Origin of the sequence: Clostridium sp. D46t1_190503_E9, assembly GCF_015555225.1 — a bacterium.
GTDB lineage: Bacteria > Bacillota > Clostridia > Clostridiales > Clostridiaceae > Clostridium.
On the sequence record NZ_JADNKB010000012.1, the window covers coordinates 83945 to 105100 of the forward strand.

The following is a 21156-nucleotide window of genomic DNA, read 5'->3' on the forward strand; positions in this document are numbered from 1 at the left end:
TATTACAGGGTTATTTTTATTAGCTTTAAGAATTTATTTTAAGTTTTACAAACTTCTTTTTCCCTATTTTTATTACATCTTGCGTTAATAAATTTATATCTAAACTATCTATTTTTTCTCCATTAATTTGAACTCCACCTTGTTCAACAAGCCTAGTAAATTCTTTTTTACTTGATACATATTTCTCACTTACTAAATTTGAAACAATATTCCTAAGCTTATTACTTTCCACGGTTAAATTAGGTATATCATCTGGGATTTCTTTTTTAGTAAAAGCTGTAGTATAAAACTCCATTGCTGATTTCACTTCATCTTCACAATGGTATAATCTTGTTATTATCTGTGCAAGTTCTAATTTAATATCTCTAGGATTTTCACCACTATCTAATCTATCTTTTATTTCATCTATTGTATCTGGGTGTTCATCTGTAGCTAATTCAAAGTATTTTATAATTAAACTATCTGGAACTTCCATCACTTTTTTAAACATTACATTTGCAGGTTCATTTACCCCAATGTAATTTCCTAAACTTTTACTCATTTTCTCAATTCCATCTAAGCCTTCTAAAATAGGCATAAACATTGCAACTTGCTCTTCTTCTCCCATTGTTTTTTGAAGTGTTCTTCCCATTAAAATATTAAATGTTTGGTCTGTACCACCAAGCTCAATATCTGCTTTTAGAGCAATTGAATCATAAGCTTGCATTAAAGGGTAGAAAAATTCGTGAACTCCTATTGGAACATTATTTTTGTATCTATTTTGGAAATCATCTCTTTCTAACATACGCGCTACAGTAGTAGTTGCTGCTAATTTCAAAACATCATTAAAATTCAATTTTGAAAGCCACTCACTATTAAAACGCACTTCAGTCTTACTTTCATCTAAAACTTTAAAAATTTGAGTTTTATAAGTTTCTGCATTTTTTAATACTTCTTCGTCTGTTAATGCCTTTCTGCCTTTTGCCTTTCCTGTTGGATCTCCAATTTTCCCTGTAAAGTCTCCAATAACAATTACTGCATTATGACCTAGATCTTGCATTTGCTTGATTTTACGTAAAACTACAGCATGCCCAAGATGTATATCTGGTGCACTTGGATCAAGACCAAGTTTAATAATTAATGGTTTATTATTTTTTTCAGCTTTTTCTAATTTTTTTCTAAACTCTTCTTCATTAACTATTGTAGCTACTCCTTTTTTTATAATTTTCATTTGCTCATTAATTGTTTGTTTCATCTTTAAACACTCCTCTTATATTATTTAAAATATAAGCAAGTTCTATAAGAATAACTTTACGAAAGGCTATTTGATAAAACTATTTGAACTACTAGTGGACATATATAAGTTTACTTATTCCGTCGCTTCGCTCCAAGTCAACGCAAACTTTATATAAAAACAAAAAACTCCCGCCCTTTATATCAAAAGGACGAGAGATAAATCTTCGTGTTACCACCTTAGGTTCATAGACAACTCACATTGCCTACCTTTTCAAGTACTCCAGAAAATATCTAGGTAATACTCTAGCACTATAACGTGTGCAAGGAATACGTCACAGCCTACTAGGTGTTGCCTAACAATAAAGAATGTAAAATGAAAAATTACTTAAAAATCTCTAATAGAATTTTCGAAATTAAATTTGGGTAATTTAAGACAAATCTCATTTTTAACATCATTGTATTTAAACCAACTCCATTTAGTGTGAAGCTCAAAGATGTATTCATAATTAGCTTATCTTGCACCTCTCATCAACCGGTTACTTTCTGTAAGCCTTACTAACTACTACTTGTTCTTATCACAGCTTTTCATAATCTTATACTCCGAAATATAATCACTTATAAATCTTCGTTATGCTTATTATTAATATGGATTATAAATCTTATTTTTAATATTGTCAATATTCTTATAATTTTTAATTAATCAATAATTAATTTTAACTTTTATGCTTCTATCTTTTTTCTTTATATCTAATGCTTTATTATTAGCAACGAAGAATCTATTATTACTAAACAGTTTTTCACCATCCCCAATATATAACTGTCTTCTCATAAATATAAATTTTCTATAATCTTCACCTAAATAATCTTTTATATTACTTTTATTAGAAGATGGTTCAGAAATAACACCATTATAAGGAAGTATTTCATAAGGTAAATATTCTTCAAACCATATTTTTTTATACTTACTCCAATAAGCTATATCTACTACTTCCTTACTTTCATCATATTTTAACTCTTCTATAAATAAATTATCATTTATCCAAGTATCTTTAATATTACTCTTAACATCAATATTTAAATCTTCACTAAAATTAGCTCTTTCAACAACTATCTTAGCCTTATTAAATTTATCTATAGCTAAATCCTTTAAAACAAAGTTTTCAACTATTCTAATACCATTATTAACAATTTCCTTTTCGTCATATACAACTACCCCCATTCTTTCAATATTTCTTCCTTCTATATTAGGTCTAAAATATATACCTTCATTAAAGAAATTTCCATCATTTTTTTGAATGGCCTTAATTTTTTCTTCATCATCTGAGACTACTGAATAATCTAAATTTATAGCTAAAGGGCTAACCCTCAAATTATTTACTACAAACCTTACTCCATCTATTTCAATTTCATTATTATCTGGTTTTATATTTTTAATATCAACTATCTTAGATGAGTCTATATCTATAGTTATCTCCTTAGCTTCTCCTTCTTCTGTAATTTCCAAAGTAAACTCATTTTTATTTTCTCCTATTTTAAATGTCCATACACTTAATGTATCTCCATTTTTATCTTTTTCACTAAATGCACTTGAGCCTGATGCAAAATCACCATCTAAAATTCTTATACCAGATTTAGGTTTAGTAGAATCATATTCTTCAGGTGGCTCATCTGTTGGTAAAAATCTATCTGCATAAGCAATACTTCCTCTCATAAAAACAGAAAGATACTTATTATCATAAACAATTGCTTCTATTGTTACTTTTTTACCATTACTAAATTCTACTGATTCATTAACCTCTTGAAGTTCTCCCTTATTATTAAGCTTTTTCACATAGCTATTATAAGAAAAATAATCATCATATCCCATTAACTTTTTTATCATTGCAGACACTGTACTTAAATTAAAAATAAACATAAATGCTATAAATATTAAAGCTATTTTTATATATTTACTATTTAAATTTAATCTCTTCTTATTTTCTCTTTTTGCATTATTTAATGCTTCTTTCATTAAATTTTCAAATTGTGGTGGAGCTTTTAAATCCTTTTCTTTTAAGTTATCTAACTCTTTATCTAAATCCATCATTTATATCACCACCTATAATTTTTCTTATTTTGTTAATACCTTTATTTATTCTAGATTTTACAGTTCCTAATGGTATTTCCATGATTTCAGAAATTTCTTCATAAGTATAATCTAAATAATATCTAAGTCTAATAACTTCTTTTTGATTATCATTTAAATTTTCTATAAGAGATTTTAAATAAATTTTATTTTCTGATTCATTAAAAGCATTTTCATCTATCATATTTTCTAAATTAACTTCTTCATATTTCTTTCTCTTAGACAGTTCCCTTTTACATAGATTAACAAGTATTGTCTTGCTCCAACTGTAAAACGAATCAAGTTTTTTAAGCTTTGGAATCTCTTTATATAAAACTATTATCATTTCTTGTAATATATCTAAGGCATCATGTTCATTTTTCATATATACATAAGCTAACTTATAGTAATTATCTTTTTCATTCATAATTAGTTTTAAAAGAGCTTCTTTATCACCATTTATAGCCTTCTTGACCTGTAGATCCAAGCTTCTTCCCCCCCCTAACCTTTTGTCCTTAAATATTAACTATATACCTAAGAGTCTTATAGCCACTAAAAAGTTCCCTAAAATCTTATTATTTTAAAGAATTAATATAATCAATTGGTCTATATATTATACTTTCATCATTTAAATAAAGTTTACCTTTTTTTACTCCTCCAATTGGATATTGTAACTTATTATATGCATTTATCATTTCACCTTTTCCCTTATATAAAACTACATGCCCTGGTGTAAAGATTAAATCTCCTGGCTGTATATCTTTTTTATCAACTTCATACCCTTGCAATATATCTTCTTGATCAAAAGTTGAATAACCAATTTCAACACCTGTAACTTCTTTATATGCAAAGTAAGTTAATCCTGAACAGTCAAAAGCCTGATTTCCTATGTATGTTTCTCTCTTTAATGGATAATATTCTTCTCCATAATAACCTATAAGTTCATCTAACCTTTCTTCAGTCATAATCTCACCTTTTCCACCCCATACATATTCTAGTCCTATTTTTTCTTCAGCTAATTCTATAACTTTATTTACAATTTCCTTTTCTTCTTTTGTCATATTTATCCCTTCATTTTCATAATTTTCTTTTTTATATAAATTATTAAATGCGATAATTCCAACAACTAATAAAAATATTAACCCTAATATAAAAACTATATTTCTATTTACTCTCATCTTTTTCATCCTCAAAATCCCTTTCAATTAATTTCCTTTATATAGTTAATTTTACATTAGCCCCCTCACTTTTCCTAATTACTTTTTGATTAAGAAATAATTAATTATAAATTAAAATGAGCTGTTAAATTAAGAACAGCTCATTTCACTTCTAAATCTATCATATTTTCATCTATTCCAACATTGATATGGTGCATAATTAAATATAGCTTCAAATCTATAATAATCATCTCCATAATACGCAACTAGAGGTAATATATCAATTGCACCTGGCCTAATTCTTCTTTTTGGAACTAATAGTATTCCTGCATTTAATATATAGTAATTTCCGATAGCTCCATGTATTTCACTAAGCTTTTCATTATAATTAGCTCCCATGTATTTTACATTAACATTCTCATAACACTTTGATGATAGCAAAAAATATTGAGCTCTACATGGACGTACATATATTACTTTGTTTTCAGATTCAATATGCATTTCTAATCTACAATTTGCTTGCAGTGAAGTTTGTTTTATATCTCGTATTATTTCTTCATTTTTCTCTTTAATCTCATATGTTTCTTTATTTACCTCTTCAAGAATACTCCAAAAATCATTTTCATATTTTTCTCTTATTTCTCGTGCTTCTTTATTTATATTTTCAAATAAATCTCCATTTATTTTGTCACTATCTTTATTAAGATCATTACAATCTAATCTTTCCACTATCATATCCTCCTAATATAGAGTTAATTTAATACTATATATTTAAACCATACATATAATAATCTATTAAGAATGTTTTATTTATCAATTTAAAGATAATTTCTATACAAAACAGACATCTTAAATGCCCATTAAGATGTCTGTTTAGCCACTATCTTTTATAGCTACAATTTATTTTTTGCAGCACTTACATGGATCAAATGTAAACACTACATCAAATTTAAATTTATTACATCCATCAAATGCTTCAAAAGGTAATACATCTATTTCCCCTGGCCTTAAGCGTTCATTCGGAATAAATAAAATTCCTGAATTTAAGATAAAATAAGTTCCTAGGTCTCCATTAACCTTTTTAAACTTTTGATTAAATCCATGACCAATATATTTAACATTAATTGGACCACAACATTTTGATGAAGATGCTAAAAAATATTGAGCTGTTTTGGGACATACATATATTATTTTATTTTTGGGATTAATATGAATTTCAGATTTGCAATTTGCCTCAAGTGGTGTGTAGGTTTGATTTGAGAATTCTTCAAAACACTCTTCTTCCGCTTCCACTTTATGGTCTTCTTTAAATATTCCCATTTCTTTCTTTAGATCCTCTTCCAACTCTAAATGCATTTTTACAAATTCTCCGTCACCAACTGTATCTAATTCAGATTCATCATAAAAAGTTCTCATTAATTATATCCTCCTACTAATTAAAGAATTATTTTTTTTGCATATATCGCCAATATTCTATTCGATACAATAGTATATTCACATATATGTGAATTGACATGACAAAAAACGCATTTAAAATATTAATTATAAAGAAATAAAAGGCTGTATTAAATTTAGTTTGTAACTTCAATTTAATACAACCTTCTTTAATTTAAAATACAATACCTCACCTAAATGCTTATAAATAAAGGTTATCTAATACAAATTAAATACTTTATTTATAATAAATAACTTCTATCGTTAACCATGAAAATACCCCGTTCTTGCTGACACTACAACATAGGGTACCTCTTCTCCATCTTTATTTATATATGCTTGGTATAAATCATTTTCTAAATGCTCTAATTTTACTACTTTTTCTCCATATATATCAAATAAATCTTGTTTAAATAGCTCTTCCCAATTATTAATAATCGGAGCATTTAAAGTTATATAACTAGCGAACTTTTCTAAATCATCGGCATTACCTCCAGTAGATATATATTGGTCATATAAACTTTCAATATTAACTTCATTTAAAAATGTTTTACTCCATTTTATTTTTTCTGCTTCTGATTTATTTGATTGACCATTAATAATGTAATTTTTAACTTTTTCGCTAATATCATTATTGACTATTTTCTCATCTGAAGTTGAATTTTCTACCTCAGAAGTATTATCTGAAATTTTTTCAGAATCTTTTTCTTCAGAAATATCAGATGAATTTTTATCAGTATTATCATCTTTTAAATCATTATTTAAATTCTTCTCTGATACTTCACTTGATTTATTATCTACTGTTTTATTTGTACTTTCAGAATTATTGGCAGAACATGATATCATAAAAATTGCAGAAAACAATAAACAAATTATTATTTTTTTCATAGTTAATGGACTCCTTTCTTAATTCAATATAAATATTTTACAACTTTATATATATATTTACAATAATCCTTATATAAGTAAATTTTTGTATTTAACCAAGCGAAATACTCTATAAAAAAATAGCCTCTTTTTAGATATCATAGGTCTATAAATATAACTCTCCGCTTAGTACTATAACAGCTTCACCACTTAATTTTACCCTATCATTTTCTAATACCTTTAATGAAATTTCTCCACCTCTATGCGAAGCTTGATAAGCATTTAATTGTATTTTATTCAATTTATTACTCCAATAATTTGCCAGTAAAGTATGAACTGAGCCTGTAACTGGATCTTCATTTATACCTGCCCATGGATTAAAATATCTTGAAATAAAATCATATTTTTCGTTTCCTCTACAAGTAACACCTATTCCTTTTACATTACTTTTAAACTTTAATAATTTTAACATTTCAAAATTTGGTTTTAAATTTATTACATCTTCTTTATCTTTTACTTCTATGACAAGTTTTCTTGTTTTTTCACCTATTATAGCTTTTGAGTAACTTCTTATTCCCATAGCATCTAATATATCTTGCGTTAAATTAAAATCTAAAGCCTTATCTATTGGAAAATCTAAACTTATCTTTTCATCTTCCTTTTTAGCTGTAAGTACTCCACTTTTAGTTTCATATTTAATATATTGCTCTTTTATATTAAACTCATCAAATAAAACCTTAGATGTTGCTATAGTTGCATGTCCACATAAATCAACTTCAACCTCTGGAGTAAACCATCTTAAAGAAAACATCTTGCAGTCACTTATCCTAGAGTTTTCTAAAGGCTTAACAAATGCTGTTTCTGATAAATTCATTTCCTGGGCAATATTTTTCATCACTTCATCACTTATATCATCTTGCAAAACACAAACTGCTGCTGGATTTCCTTTGAATGACTTGTTGGTAAATGCATCTACTTGATATATTTTAATTTTATTTTCTTCCTTTATAATAATCAGCTCCTTTAAATATCCATTTATTTTTCAAATTTTATAATTAATATCATTTTACTATTTTTACATATTAATTTATATATTAATCTTCTAAAAGTAATTTTTAATTTAAGATTTCTTTAAGGTTAGCTTTATATAATTACCTCATAAGATATCAATTCTATGGGAGGCATTTATATGGCAATAAAATCATTTCAAAGATATGAAAAGAAATTTATATTAAATGAAAATCAATATAACGCACTTATTCCAATTTTATCAAAATACATGAATCCAGATAAATTCTGTAAGTTTGGACAGAACTACAGTATTTACAATATATATTATGATACTGATGATAATCAAATAATTAGACATTCTATTAATAAACCTTACTATAAAGAAAAACTTAGATTAAGAAGTTACAGTATACCTACTAGTAAAGATGATAAAGTTTTTCTTGAATTAAAGAAAAAAATTAATGGAATTGTAAATAAACGTAGAGCTACTTTAACTCTAAATGAAGCTTATAAATTTTTAGAATTAGGGGAAAGACCTGCGACTTCTGATTATTTAAATAATCAAGTTCTCAATGAAATAGAATATCACATAAGTAATCATGATATTCATCCAACTGTATATATAAGCTATAGTAGAAAAGCTTTTTTTGCAAAGAATGATAAAGATTTTAGAATAACTTTTGATTCTAATATAATAACTAGACGTGATAGCCTCTTCCTTGAAGCTGGTAGCTTTGGTGATAGACTATTAGATAAAAAACACTACCTTATGGAAGTAAAAATATTAGGTGCTATTCCAGTTTGGTTTACTAAAATCCTTTCAGATTTAGAGATATACAATACTCACTTTTCTAAATATGGAAATGAATATATGAGATATTGTTTAAATAAAAACTATGATACAGGGAGGAAAGATGTATGTTAGAAACTATAATTACATCAACGAATGGAGAATCATTCACACTATTTAACGCACTATTTATTATAATATCTTCAATTGTTCTTGGCCTAATTATAAGCCTTGCATATATGAAGACACATAAAAAAGAAGGATATTCAACAGGATTTACAATAACTCTTATAATGTTACCTGTTATAATTGCAATTATCATACTTCTAGTTGGAAATAACGTTGCTAGAGCATTTAGCTTAGCTGGAGCTTTTTCAATTATTCGTTTTAGAAGTGCACCTGGAGATCCAAAGGATATAACTTATGTATTCTTTACTTTAGCTGTTGGTTTAACTTGTGGTATGGGCTATATAGGCTATGCATTTATATTTACATTAATACTATGTGCTTTAACCTTAATATTAGATTCAACAAAGTTTGCTATGCCAAAAACAAAAACATCTAAGCTTAAAATCACAATTCCTGAAGATTTAAATTACGATGGTATTTTTGATGATATCCTTAATAAATATACAAATTCATGGCATGTTGAAACTATTAAAACTAGAGATTTCGGCTCATTATTTGAAATTCATTATATAATCCATATGAAACTTGACGCTAATCAAAAGAAATTTATAGATGAATTAAGATGCAAAAACGGTAATTTAAACATTTCATTGAACTTTGCTGGTTTTGAAGAAAAAGTTTATAATTAAATTACTATAAAAGCAAAGATAAATAAAGTATGTTTCATAAGTTAAATAACTGTACAATAAAGTACTAGGATTGATATATACTTATTTCACACATTTTATTTATCTTCCTTTCTCTATATTTTATTACTTATGTTACTAACTACTAAATAATTTTTCATAAGCCCTATTAATTACTTCATCTTCACTTATTCCTTCAATTGTTGATATCTCTACCATCTTATTAGGTGAAAAAATTATATATTGATGTCCACGTTCATTCATATAAACCTTTATGTCATTTGGTAAACTTGTTTCTTTTTCTATATATTCTATATCTATCTTATTTGCAAATCGTATTGTCTTATCAAAGTTATATTTTACTGCCCATTTATATTTACTTTCAAAAATATCATAACTTAAATAATCATTTTCACCTGCACAACTATAAAATAAATATGATGCTATTGGAGACTTTTCTAATCTATAGTACAGTGAATCATCTTTACTAATATCATTAAAATCCTCTAGTCTTAAAGTAGCTACTTTTTCTAGTATTTCATCATCAAGTTTATAATCTCTTGTATCTATGTTTCTAAAAATTATATTTGTCATAATAAAAAATATTACTAATGTTAATAATAAATATACACTTGAAATTATAGTCTTTTTATTTTTATAATTCTTATTTTTAACAAATTTAATTATATAATTTAATAAAGTTATTAAAACGATAAAAGCAATACATATCTTAATAACATTCAAATCAGATTTTACACCATAAACCATAAAGGCTGTAAAAGTTGCAATAAATGAAACTTTATAAATAGTTCTCTTAATTAAGGCAATAACTTTAAAATTATAAGATACTTTTTTCCCTTTACTTATTAATAATTTGCTTCTAATATTGAATATTAAAAATGTTATTAATCCTATAATCTCATGTATTGAGAAAGTACTAACAACTAAAAGACTTCCTAAACTTAATGGACTTGCTAAAAAATGCCCATCTAAGCTTCCTATTGTTATAATATATTGTGAGTATAAAAGAAATACTAAAGTTATAAAATTTAAACAAAAATATTTTAATGATGCTTTACGAATAGTATTAAACTTTTCAACTTCATCTGTATGAATATCTATTCTCTCTTGATCTATTTCACTACAATATACTTGTATTTTTTCTCTTCCACAAATAAATTTCCATCCAGCTTCTTTACAATACTCTCTGTACTCTAATAAACTTTCACTATCTTTACCATCAAAAAAAGATACACTATCCATTATATCAACTGAATATTTCAAATTTTTAGGCTCACTTCTTTTAAACTTTAAGAATACGCCCATCATATTCTCTAATATCCATCCCTTTAATGCCATTTTTTCTAGATATTCTTCTAAACTTTTATACTCATACGGTAAAAAATTAAATATAACCCACTTCTTATTTCCCAATACCATTATTATATCCTCCTAAAAAAGATTTTCCATCTTCAACTAACAGAATTAAACGATTATACTCATCTTTTAATACTTCTAATCCTTTATCTGTTATTATGTAGCTTCTTTTCCTCCCTACCACTTCAGTTTCTCTAATCATTCCTTCTTTCTCAAATCTACCAAGTAACGCATATAATGTTCCTGGTCCAACATTAACCCTTCCCCTTGATATTTCTTCAACTGATGCCATTATATCTACGCCACATCTTTCTTCTATTAAAGATACTAATATATAGTACATTGGTTCAGTTAAATTTTGAAATTGTTCTCTTGGCATCTTTGGTCACCTCCAAACATCGATATTCGATATTCTAAACACGCATATGAAATAAACTTTATTTTTGTAATACAATTATAATATCGAGCATCAATATTGTAAACAGAATTTTTACTTTTAATCCCATAATATATAATATTTATATATTGACTGCTTTATAAGGCTCTGTTTGTATGTAATTTTAAAAATATGCCTTGTTTTAATATTGCTTAAAGAGGCTCGCGTTTCGTTAGCCCCTTTAGGAATTACTAATTTCAATAAGTCTTCTCCATATTATAATTATTTTAATCCTCTATTTTAGAACTATACATAAAAGCAGTGAGTTGCTTCCCCTCACTGCTCAAATATCTTAACTTAACCATTTTATAATTTGCTTTTAACTGTACATTTTAATTATAATTTATAATCTCTACTTTTCCTCATTAACTAATACTTTCTTCAATGATGTAAATAGCATCCATAAAGCTATCATTACAAGTATGTGAGATACTCCTGCAATTCCTGAAATCATTCCATTGATTGAACTCGTTAATTGCAGCTCTAATGCTTGAATAATTCCTCTAATTAGCATCATACATACCATAAGTGGAAGTCCAATATTATATATAACCATGAATTTTTTAAAAGTTTTGTTATATAATAATTCTGTATCTCTACAAAATAGAGCTATAATTAGAAATAGTATTGAACCTAATACTATTAAATGTACGTGTATATATCCCAATGTTGTTTGCCCTGTGAATCCTATAATTTTCGTAAATTCTCTGTAAAAAACTCCACCTATCATTGCTAGTAAAAAATAGATAAATGAAATATTTAATATCTTTTTCATACAAAACTACCTCCTTGAAATCATACTATTAAATCCTATTAATACAGTCCAAACATATGCACAAGTTTTTGGAATCATCAACATTCCTACTAATGGAATAGTATCTGCAAATAATACTACAGGTATATAAAATGCAAAACTCAATACAATAGTTAACCACATAAAACGAAAACTTCTATCATTATTTTCTTTTGCACTTTTATAAAATAGAATAATTATCAATATTCCTAATAAAGCAAAAGGTATATTTCGATAAATTCCCCAGCTTAAAGGTGCATTTATGCTTGTCCAACCATTTTGCGGAAATAAACATAAGATAATACGTGTAATTGATAATAAGTATATAGCTAATGTCATTCCATTTTTCCCTTCAATTTTGTAACGTAAACGCCATACATAATAAAGTAGTATATAAAATATAGTCATTGTTATTGAAGTTATAAACTTACCAATTCCTAATGCAAATGTATAATTTTCAAGTCCCGTAGTACATAGTGCAATTGCTCTTGGAACTAAGTGAAATGAGTCTCCTACCCCTAATGTTACTGCCATAACCCCAAATAAAAGATATTGTTTTTTTCCATTGTTTTTCATAATCATTATGATTCCTAAAGTAACTACTGTAATTAGATATACAACATCAAATGTTGTTTCCATAATTGCTTGCATTTTAATTTTCCTCCTTATTCTTTATGTATTTTTCTTTCAAGCTTAAAATAGTTATAACCAAATAGAATTCCAGCACCAAATAATGCACAACCTAAACCAGAATAGAAAACAGCAATAAACACTTCTGGAACAAGGCTAAAAGCTCTTATCCCAATACCAAATGTCATCATGAAAGCCATTATACAAAATGATTTTATATCAAAAAATTTCAAAACAAACTGCATCTCTTCTTTATAGTTTTGAATTCTATTTGTATGTTTTGTAACAAGTTTATTAAAAACTATGAACCAAAAAAACACGAACACTAATATTGAAAGAATTAAGTTCAAGAAAGTGATATATCTTACATAACTTATAAATCCTATTCGCAATATATTAAAACCTGCAATAAGCCATACTGCACTTGCTAAAATTAATAGCTTTTCCTTTCTTATTTTCATAAAAATTCCTCCTTTATAATATGAACTTTGTTCATATTGAATTATATTTTTTCCCACTTTATTTAAGTGGGAATATTAATATATATTTACATTTTTATAGAAGCCATTTGTATTAAAATCTTATATATAATAAAAAAATATATATTTATATTTTTTATGAAAAACATCTATCTAAAATAAGCTATGAGCTTATTTTTAAAACTTCTATTTTTTAATTTCGACTATATTTTATATATTGAAATTCAAATTGAACATTGTTCATATAAAGAATATTATACTCTATCATTTAGTTTGTCAATAGTATTCTTTATAAAATAAAATTCATAATTATTTGCACTATGTAGTTACTATATTTTTTAATTAAGTAACTACTTACTCTATCCTTTTCATTTATTAACATAAATAAGAAGGATATTACCTATAAACAATTAACTTATTTATAGATAACATCCTTTAATAAACTTTATATTAAGGTCTTTCTGGCATTTCTCCTTGTGGTATTCCTTCTTGCCCTCTCATACCACCGCCTTGACCTGGCATTCTTCCTCCACCAGGACCTCCAAAGCCTCCAGTTGATTGACCTACAGTTGTTACTACACTTGAAGCTGTGAAACTTTCTAATTCAGTTCCTCCTGAGTAAGCTCCTTCTGAATACAATCCATCACTTGATGTTCCAGTTGATTCTCCTCCTGTATAAACTTTATAATTTCCATTTGTCTTGATATTGGGTGATGATATAACTATTGATTGTACATTTTTGCTCGGTGCAAATGTTATTAATTCATTTCCACCTTCATCTTCAACACGTAATAATGTATTTGCTGATAAGCTTGTAAATATATTAACTGAATTTTGTGTTGATGTTGTGCTTGGTGATTGAGCCATACCTGCTCCACCTGCTGCTATTAAAAGTCCACCTGAAATTTCGAACTTTCCATCATAATCTAAAGCTCCATTTCCATTATCTTCAGGTCCATTAACTATAACAGCTCCATCTTTCATATATATTGACCCATTGGCATCAATACCATCTCCGCTTGCATCTACAATAACTTTTCCACCATTAAGATTGATTATTCCATTTCCTGATGAAGCAAAATTATTTTGTCCTGGTCTTCCATTCATTGAAGATCCGTCATTTCCACCTGCTGCATTAATACCATCATCACTTGCAACTACTTTTATGTTTCCATCATTTATATTTATAGTTTCAGCTTCTATACCTTCATAAGATTTAGCTATATTAATATCTCCATTATTTATATCTATTACAGAATCTGCATGGATACCATCATCACCTGATGAAGCATTAATGCTACCTCCATTAATTTCTACTCTACCATTAGAATGTATTGAGTCATCAGATGAATCAATTTTTATATTTCCAGAATCAATTTTTATTCCTACTACAGCTTTTATTCCCTTAGCACTTGCTGTTTCAGTTTCTTCTACTGTTGTTTCTTGAGCTCCAAAGCCCTTAGGACTTCCCCATGCTCCCCATGAGCTGCTAGTTTTACTGCTGTTTTCGCTTCCTCCACCTGATTTAATAGTTATGTCTCCTCCAGTGATTGTAGCATTTGTTTCTGCTTGTATTCCATCTTCACCTGATGTTATATTAATAGTTCCACCTTGAATTAATACATATCCTCTTTCTGCATCTTCTGCGTTATTAGATTTCATTCCATCTCCTTGTGAATTTATAGTTATATTTCCACTTGTTATTGTAATAGAATCTTTTCCTCTAATACCATCATGTACAGAAGTTACTGATATATTTGCATCTCCTATCTCTAAATCATCCTTACTTGTTATTCCATTATTATAATTAGCATTTACTATAAGAGATCCTGCACCATTAATAAACAAATCAGATTTACTAAAAATTGTAGCATTGGGTTCATCAGTGGATTCATCATCAAACACGTAATTTTCTCCATCTGTCATTTGATTCTCTGTTCCATCAGCTAAAATTATATATGTATTTTTAGAATTTTTAACATATATTGCTGAACTATTAGAACAACTTATATTAACACCATTTAAAATAAGTTCTACATTATCTTCATCTCCAGCATTTACTATTATTTCTCCATCACTTAAAGTTCCTGAAATACTATATGTTCCTGCTGAATTTATTATAACTTTATTTTCTTCTACAACTACTCCATTTCCTTCTACAGATATATTCTCTCCTAAGGTTATATTAGCATTAATATTTTCTATACTTTCACTACTTATGGAAGTTTCGTTATTATTAGCTTTTTTACTTGTACAACCAGTAACTCCTATGCATAAGGAAATTACTGATAATATAGCAATAAGTTTTTTACTCATAAATTTTCCTCCTACAATTTCATTGAGTAAATAATATCATTATTACCTTAAATTAATCTTAAAAGATTTTTAAATGTCCATTATAAGAAAAGTAGTCATATATTTCTTTTCTTATTCCATCACTTTATTTCTATTCAAAGTAAACTTATATATACACAATAAAAAATCAAAAAAATCTATAATAACAAATTTTTAAAATTTAATTTATAATAAAAAAAGTTCCTCATTACAAAATGAAGAACTATCTTTTTTTAACCTATATATTTATTTTTTATTTAATATTAATGAATTTAAATCAACCTTATTTTTATCATCTTCCGAAATTTCATATTTGTCCTTATTTTCTACAACATCTTTAAGCTCTACATAGGCATTTGTTATTTTTGATGAATACTCATCAATTATTATATCTTCATTAGAAATATCATCATTTATTTTTAATTTATCCAAATCCCTATTCATTCCTAATGCTGTATTTCTTTCAAAATTATGTTGAGATAGATTTTCAGAATTTTTAAGTTGTAATTCATCTAATATATCTTTAATCATTAATAACACCTCCATATTTCTATAAAAGTATTATTAGTTAATTTTTATAAATTTATTTAGATATTTATAACTCCCTTTTATATAATCTTCTAAATGATAGCATTATCCACAATTTTATTATTAATGCATATATTCCTAATACTAGTTCTATCATTTCTGACATAAATATAAAATTAAAATTAATTACAATTATTACTACTGGATATAACCAAAGATACTTTATTGCTTTATTTCTATATTCTTTTCCTAAGCTATCGCTATATTTTTCAGATAAGATTTGTGATGTTCCTTCTAAAAGCTTTACTATAACTATAATTTCCAATATACTTACTACATTAAAGCATATTTCAGTTAAAACTATATTATTAGATGAAGTATCAATTCCCAGAAATGGCAATATAAAAATAATAAAAGAAACAAAGGCACTTATATTATTTAATTTTAATGATAGATTAAGTGAAGCATTTTCATTATCAATTAATATTTCTCTTATTCCTGAAGATACAATCAATATTGCTATAAAGTTTGGTAAAAACTGAATTGACCCTAAATTAATGTGAAAAGCTGTAAAAAACATTCCCCAAAAGATCTTTTTATAACCATTAAGCATTTATATTTCCTCCTTTACTTTTAGATATTTATAAATATCACTAAAGCTAAAGTACGGTTTATAATCGAAGGTGTTGTATACTCTTTTTTCGTATTCTTTTCCACTTCTATCAACAAAATAAATAACTGGTTTTATTTCATAACTACAGAGCTTTTTCTCTATGTCATCTATATTATAAAATTGAAAACTAAAAAATAGATTTTCATTTTTGTTATAAATTAAATCTTTTTTATTCATACTTCCTAATTTGTTTATATTGAAATCAAATAAATCCTTAGCTTCCTCAAACAATGGTGAATAAACATTTGATATCATTATATAATCAGTGGCCCAAAATATACTCCTACTATTTCCATCACTTGATCCCTCTACCCCTGAATCTTGTAGTGGAGTTTTCTCATCACTATATTTATGCAACAGTATTTTTCCTAAATCCACATCCATAATAAGTCCATCATTAAAAGTTATAGTTGCTTCACCTAACTCAAGCTCCTTATTTAAATCATACTCAAAATTTTCATGGTTTAAACTTAAGAAAACTGTATGAACTCCATATCTACCATGTCTTTCAACATTATCATTGCTATAATCGTAAAAACTCATTAATCCCATGGAATTAGTTTCACTTGCATAAAAATTCAATTCTGGTGCTTCTTTAAAAGTTATATATACTACCTTTCTTTTATCCTCTATATTTGATATGTATTTTAATTCTATATCAAAACCTGAAATTGAAAGTCTTCCCTCACTTTCTATAATTTCAACTTCTTTATAATTTTTTATAAACACAGGTTTATCTACTTTTAATTTCTCTGATATTAAAATTGTTAATACTAAAGATATAACTATTAATGTAATAGAAATTTTTAAAGTTTTGCTAATACTCTTCATCTTATCTCCCCCTAAATTCCCAAATTTAACACAATTTAATTATATAAAATATATAATTAAATTTCATTATAATAACTAATTATTCTTTATATAAGTAATCATGATATATTTATTAACAATGGTACTCCTAATGCTAAGATATTTTTATTGTATTCTGCAACTAAATGTATAAAAAGAACCTATATAGATAGGATCTCTTTTACAAGTGTCTACCTTATAGGTTCTTTTTTATTTAAATCACTTTTTTATTATGATTTTATCAAATTTTTATGAAAATATATTTGTTTTACTAGATGAACCATGAAAATATTTCTTTTTATTAAACTCATTAATAAATTTTACATTTATTAAATTATTATTTTCACTAATAGATACTTTATCTCCATTATACATATTATGGCTAATATTATCCTCATAGAAATATGTTGCATTTAAAAACTTATAATCTTTAGAAAGGATTTCCGTTATCATGTATGTGCCATATGGTACTTCTAATTGAATAGTTTCTCCATCAGCAAGTTGAATATAAGTTTCAAATTTATCACCCTTTACGTAAATTGTAAATTTATCATTATTTACATTATTAGCTACTTCCTTAGTAATTGAGATTAATCCTAATTGATTTTGAGGAACAAATAAGCTTTTATCATCATTATCAATTAATTTACCACTATTAGCTATAGCAACATTATAATATTCTATGCCACCATTTTGATTTTCTGGAACTAAAACTTTATATATATATGTTTTAGATTCATTAACATTTAGTTCAGCTATATTTTCTAAGTGCTGATAGGATAAACCTTCTAATGTATTATTAATGTTTATATTCAAGTACTTAATAGCATTTAATAAAGTTGAATATGCATTTTTAATATCTTGGTCACTAGGTGAATTTAAATTTAGAACATCTTGAGCATTTGTTATTGCCATATTATAATAAACTTCATAATACTTATCTTTAAAATCCTTTATATTACTATTGATTAAATAATCAAATAAAATTTTTAACTTATCTATATTGTAATCTATGGCCATAATATCTATTACATCAACATCAATTATAGGAAGAATCCCTTCGTTTGTTACAGTTATTGTATATTCTAGTTCTTTTCCTTTTTCAGCAGAAGTAGCATTTACGGTTTTATTTATATTTAAAGCATTTCCTGTTCCATATAAAATGATTTTTTTACATATATTATTACTATTATCATTGGTTGATACTCCTATTACTTCTCTTGTTATCTCATTAGATGTAAAATCCCCTAAATATTGTTTATTGTTTGTTTTATTTATATCAATTATTTCTTCTTCGATATAGTTACCTTGTTCCAGGACTTTCCAATCATTCACAAAATCACCTATATTATTAGGAGACATATAAAAAGGATATCTTACATATTTCCATGTATCTATTTGATTCCATAACTCATCTGTTAAGGTTTTAGATGATACATCTGCTTTACCAATTAAAGAAAAATCATCAGGAGTAGATAGAACTACTGCTTGAACGCTGTTTGCAGAAGCTTTTCTAATTATAGGGTTTTCATTTAATGCAAAATGCTCTAATTGAGGATAATATCCATCTATAGTTGTCCAAGGTATATCTCCTCCTGGATTCCAATTATTATAGATCATATCTTTAGTTAATAAACCTTCTAAGATGTCTAATTTTCCAAAAAACACATTTGGATATCCTAATAATAATTCAAGTCCAGGTTGACCGACCGCATTTAAATAGTTAGATCCTCCTGTTCCCATCTGGATGTCTTGATATGACTTTTTCATGTGTATTCCCATATCTCCAGTATTAGAGTGTCCTATTGCAGCTACATGCTTATATTCACCATAACCATCTAATTCAACTGATGAATAAATATTATAGAAATTACTATCACCTCCCACAACACCCGCAATTCCTCCTACATCATGCCATCCAGATAAATATCCAGTTGCATAACTACTTGTAACTTTACCAGACTCAGCCATTCCAACAATTCCCCCAATATATTGTCCAAATAAAATATTTACATTAGCCATACACCCAATAATTTTACTAATATTTAATCCAACAATTCCTCCAATATATTGTCCACCAAAATTTGCAGTTTTAGTTCCATTCAAATCTCTTTCATCTAATATCGAATCACCTATATTATAAGAATAAATTCCACGATTTTTTCCACAAGATTGCATAGATACTAGTGAATTAGATATGGTACCATAGTTATATGCTGATATTCCTCCCATATACCTCGCTCCAACCATATGCAAACCAATTACTGATACTTCATTTATATTTCCATAATTATATACTGCAACCGCTCCCAAATTACTACCAATAGAAGTAATTTTATTACTACTATTTATTATAGAAGAATCTATACTTACATCTTGAAATATAATATTTTCTATGGTTCCCATAAGCTTATTAATAAACCCGAGGTTATCAGAACCCTTTATATTTATTGAAACATTTGAAATAGTATGACCATTACCATTAAGACTTCCATAAAATTCCTTAATCGGTATCCAATCCGAACTTAATGTTATATCATTTGCTAATTCATAATCACTAGTTGGTTTCATGTTTTTTAATTCATCTTCTGTTGATATTGTTATTATTGTTGCTTTACTTTCAGCTTTTGACTCTGTAGATTCTATATTAGGGAGATTTTCTATTAAGGTTGCATCATTAGTAACTTGATTTTCAGTATCTTGATCATTAGTAGCTTGATTCTCAGCATCCTGATCATTAGTATCTTGATCCTCAGCATCTTGATCATTAGTATCTTGACCCTCAGTGTCTTGTTCATTAGTATCTTGATCCTCAGCATCTTGATCATTAGTATCTTGATCCTCAGTAGCTTGATTATTAGTATCTTGATCCTCAGTGTCTTGATCATTAGTATCTTGACCCTCAGTGTCTTGATCATTAGTAGCTTGATCCTCAGCCACTTGATTCTCACAATCTTGATTCTCAGTAACTTGATTATTAGTAATCTCATCATTTAAAGTTTTATTTTCATCTAAAATATTATCAATATTTTTATAAGTAAGTGCTAAAATATTATTATTTTCTGCAAACACATTCATTGAAAAAATATAAGTAGTAAACAAAAAAATAGCTAACAGCTTTTTTAGTTTTTTATTCATGTAATCACCTTTTAAAACTTAATTCTAAATACTAATTTTAATTGGAATATACTTTTATCAAATAGTGATATATTCCATTATAAATTTCTATTTCATTTCCATTAACAGTTATTTTATTATTAACAAAATAAACTTCAATAGCTATAACTCTTTTTACTAATGTTAATTCATCATTTTTTTAATCAGCAAATATATTATTTTATAATGAAGCTCCTCCTTTGTTAATGATATTCTCAGCATCTTCTGGATTAAAGTTTTCTATAACTTCTATACAACTATTTTCATCACTAGTTCATCTGTTCTTCTAGTTGAAAATTCATTTCTTTGCTGCACTTGAATATGTAAAACAAGATAGTGTTTCCCCAATTTATCCAATTGTTAATATAGAATCTACTAAAAATGCTACAATTTTCTTTTTGTTTATAATATATTCCTGCTAAATAGTTATTTGTTAAAATAATCATTATGTTAATCATTGTAACTTTTTTAAATATAACCTTTAAATTTTCAAGAAAAGTTTCTATTA

The 21156-nt window shown here is 26.4% G+C and carries 20 protein-coding genes; 2 read left to right on the forward strand and 18 right to left on the reverse strand.

What is annotated here, in order from left to right; translation table 11 throughout:
* Positions 1-25: 25 nt before the first annotated feature.
* From tyrS to I2E83_RS14080, 8 genes are all read right to left on the reverse strand, one after another.
* A complete protein-coding gene (tyrS, locus tag I2E83_RS14045; RefSeq protein ID WP_195430548.1) occupies positions 26-1234 on the reverse strand; it encodes a tyrosine--tRNA ligase in 1209 nt (402 codons plus the stop codon).
* 681 nt (positions 1235-1915) lie between these two features.
* Positions 1916-3301, reverse strand: coding sequence for a DUF4179 domain-containing protein (locus I2E83_RS14050; RefSeq protein ID WP_195430551.1), 1386 nt, complete (start codon positions 3299-3301; stop codon positions 1916-1918).
* Positions 3285-3806 carry an RNA polymerase sigma factor gene (locus I2E83_RS14055; RefSeq protein WP_195430553.1) on the reverse strand — a complete coding sequence of 174 codons (522 nt, stop codon included), beginning with the start codon at positions 3804-3806 and terminating at the stop codon, positions 3285-3287. Before I2E83_RS14055 ends, I2E83_RS14050 begins: the two co-directional genes overlap by 17 nt.
* An 88-nt stretch (positions 3807-3894) precedes the next feature.
* Positions 3895-4506 (reverse strand): NlpC/P60 family protein, encoded by a 612-nt coding sequence (locus I2E83_RS14060; protein WP_195430556.1) that lies wholly within the window; start codon positions 4504-4506, stop codon positions 3895-3897.
* A 159-nt stretch (positions 4507-4665) separates the two neighbouring features.
* Complete coding sequence (locus tag I2E83_RS14065) at positions 4666-5205, reverse strand: hypothetical protein (RefSeq protein WP_195430558.1); 540 nt, start codon at positions 5203-5205, stop codon at positions 4666-4668.
* Positions 5206-5376: 171 nt separating this feature from the next.
* Positions 5377-5892 carry a hypothetical protein gene (locus I2E83_RS14070; protein ID WP_195430560.1) on the reverse strand — a complete coding sequence of 172 codons (516 nt, stop codon included), beginning with the start codon at positions 5890-5892 and terminating at the stop codon, positions 5377-5379.
* A 282-nt stretch (positions 5893-6174) separates the two neighbouring features.
* Positions 6175-6798, reverse strand: a complete 624-nt coding sequence (locus I2E83_RS14075) for a hypothetical protein (RefSeq protein ID WP_195430561.1) — start codon at positions 6796-6798, stop codon at positions 6175-6177.
* Between the two features lie 145 nt (positions 6799-6943).
* Positions 6944-7816: a PhzF family phenazine biosynthesis protein gene (locus tag I2E83_RS14080; RefSeq protein WP_347708069.1), complete on the reverse strand. Its 873-nt coding sequence runs from the start codon at positions 7814-7816 to the stop codon at positions 6944-6946.
* A 150-nt stretch (positions 7817-7966) separates the two neighbouring features.
* On the opposite strand from I2E83_RS14080, the gene I2E83_RS14085 reads away from it, so the two are divergent.
* A complete protein-coding gene (locus I2E83_RS14085; RefSeq protein ID WP_195430562.1) occupies positions 7967-8713 on the forward strand; it encodes a polyphosphate polymerase domain-containing protein in 747 nt (248 codons plus the stop codon).
* Positions 8707-9396: a DUF4956 domain-containing protein gene (locus I2E83_RS14090; protein WP_195430563.1), complete on the forward strand. Its 690-nt coding sequence runs from the start codon at positions 8707-8709 to the stop codon at positions 9394-9396. The genes I2E83_RS14085 and I2E83_RS14090 overlap by 7 nt, the downstream gene beginning before the upstream one ends.
* A 135-nt stretch (positions 9397-9531) precedes the next feature.
* Here the strand turns inward: I2E83_RS14090 and I2E83_RS14095 are convergent, their stop codons facing one another.
* The 10 genes from I2E83_RS14095 to I2E83_RS14140 form a co-directional block, all read right to left on the reverse strand.
* Positions 9532-10833: a DUF2812 domain-containing protein gene (locus I2E83_RS14095; RefSeq protein ID WP_195430564.1), complete on the reverse strand. Its 1302-nt coding sequence runs from the start codon at positions 10831-10833 to the stop codon at positions 9532-9534.
* A complete protein-coding gene (locus I2E83_RS14100) occupies positions 10817-11149 on the reverse strand; it encodes a PadR family transcriptional regulator (protein WP_195263467.1) in 333 nt (110 codons plus the stop codon). The genes I2E83_RS14095 and I2E83_RS14100 overlap by 17 nt, the downstream gene beginning before the upstream one ends.
* Positions 11150-11558: 409 nt before the next feature.
* A complete protein-coding gene (locus tag I2E83_RS14105) occupies positions 11559-11981 on the reverse strand; it encodes a DUF2871 domain-containing protein (protein WP_195263462.1) in 423 nt (140 codons plus the stop codon).
* A gap of 6 nt (positions 11982-11987) precedes the next feature.
* Positions 11988-12650 carry a hypothetical protein gene (locus I2E83_RS14110; RefSeq protein ID WP_195430566.1) on the reverse strand — a complete coding sequence of 221 codons (663 nt, stop codon included), beginning with the start codon at positions 12648-12650 and terminating at the stop codon, positions 11988-11990.
* Between the two features lie 14 nt (positions 12651-12664).
* Positions 12665-13090 carry a hypothetical protein gene (locus I2E83_RS14115; RefSeq protein WP_195430568.1) on the reverse strand — a complete coding sequence of 142 codons (426 nt, stop codon included), beginning with the start codon at positions 13088-13090 and terminating at the stop codon, positions 12665-12667.
* A gap of 468 nt (positions 13091-13558) precedes the next feature.
* On the reverse strand, positions 13559-15424 hold the full coding sequence (locus I2E83_RS14120; RefSeq protein ID WP_195430570.1) for a carbohydrate-binding domain-containing protein: 1866 nt from the start codon (positions 15422-15424) through the stop codon (positions 13559-13561).
* A 264-nt stretch (positions 15425-15688) separates the two neighbouring features.
* Positions 15689-15973, reverse strand: coding sequence for a hypothetical protein (locus I2E83_RS14125; protein ID WP_195263458.1), 285 nt, complete (start codon positions 15971-15973; stop codon positions 15689-15691).
* Positions 15974-16037: 64 nt separating this feature from the next.
* On the reverse strand, positions 16038-16583 hold the full coding sequence (locus tag I2E83_RS14130) for a hypothetical protein (RefSeq protein WP_195263457.1): 546 nt from the start codon (positions 16581-16583) through the stop codon (positions 16038-16040).
* Positions 16584-17474, reverse strand: coding sequence for a hypothetical protein (locus I2E83_RS14135; RefSeq protein WP_195430572.1), 891 nt, complete (start codon positions 17472-17474; stop codon positions 16584-16586).
* A gap of 267 nt (positions 17475-17741) precedes the next feature.
* Positions 17742-20630: a DUF11 domain-containing protein gene (locus tag I2E83_RS14140; protein WP_195430575.1), complete on the reverse strand. Its 2889-nt coding sequence runs from the start codon at positions 20628-20630 to the stop codon at positions 17742-17744.
* Positions 20631-21156 lie beyond the last annotated feature (526 nt).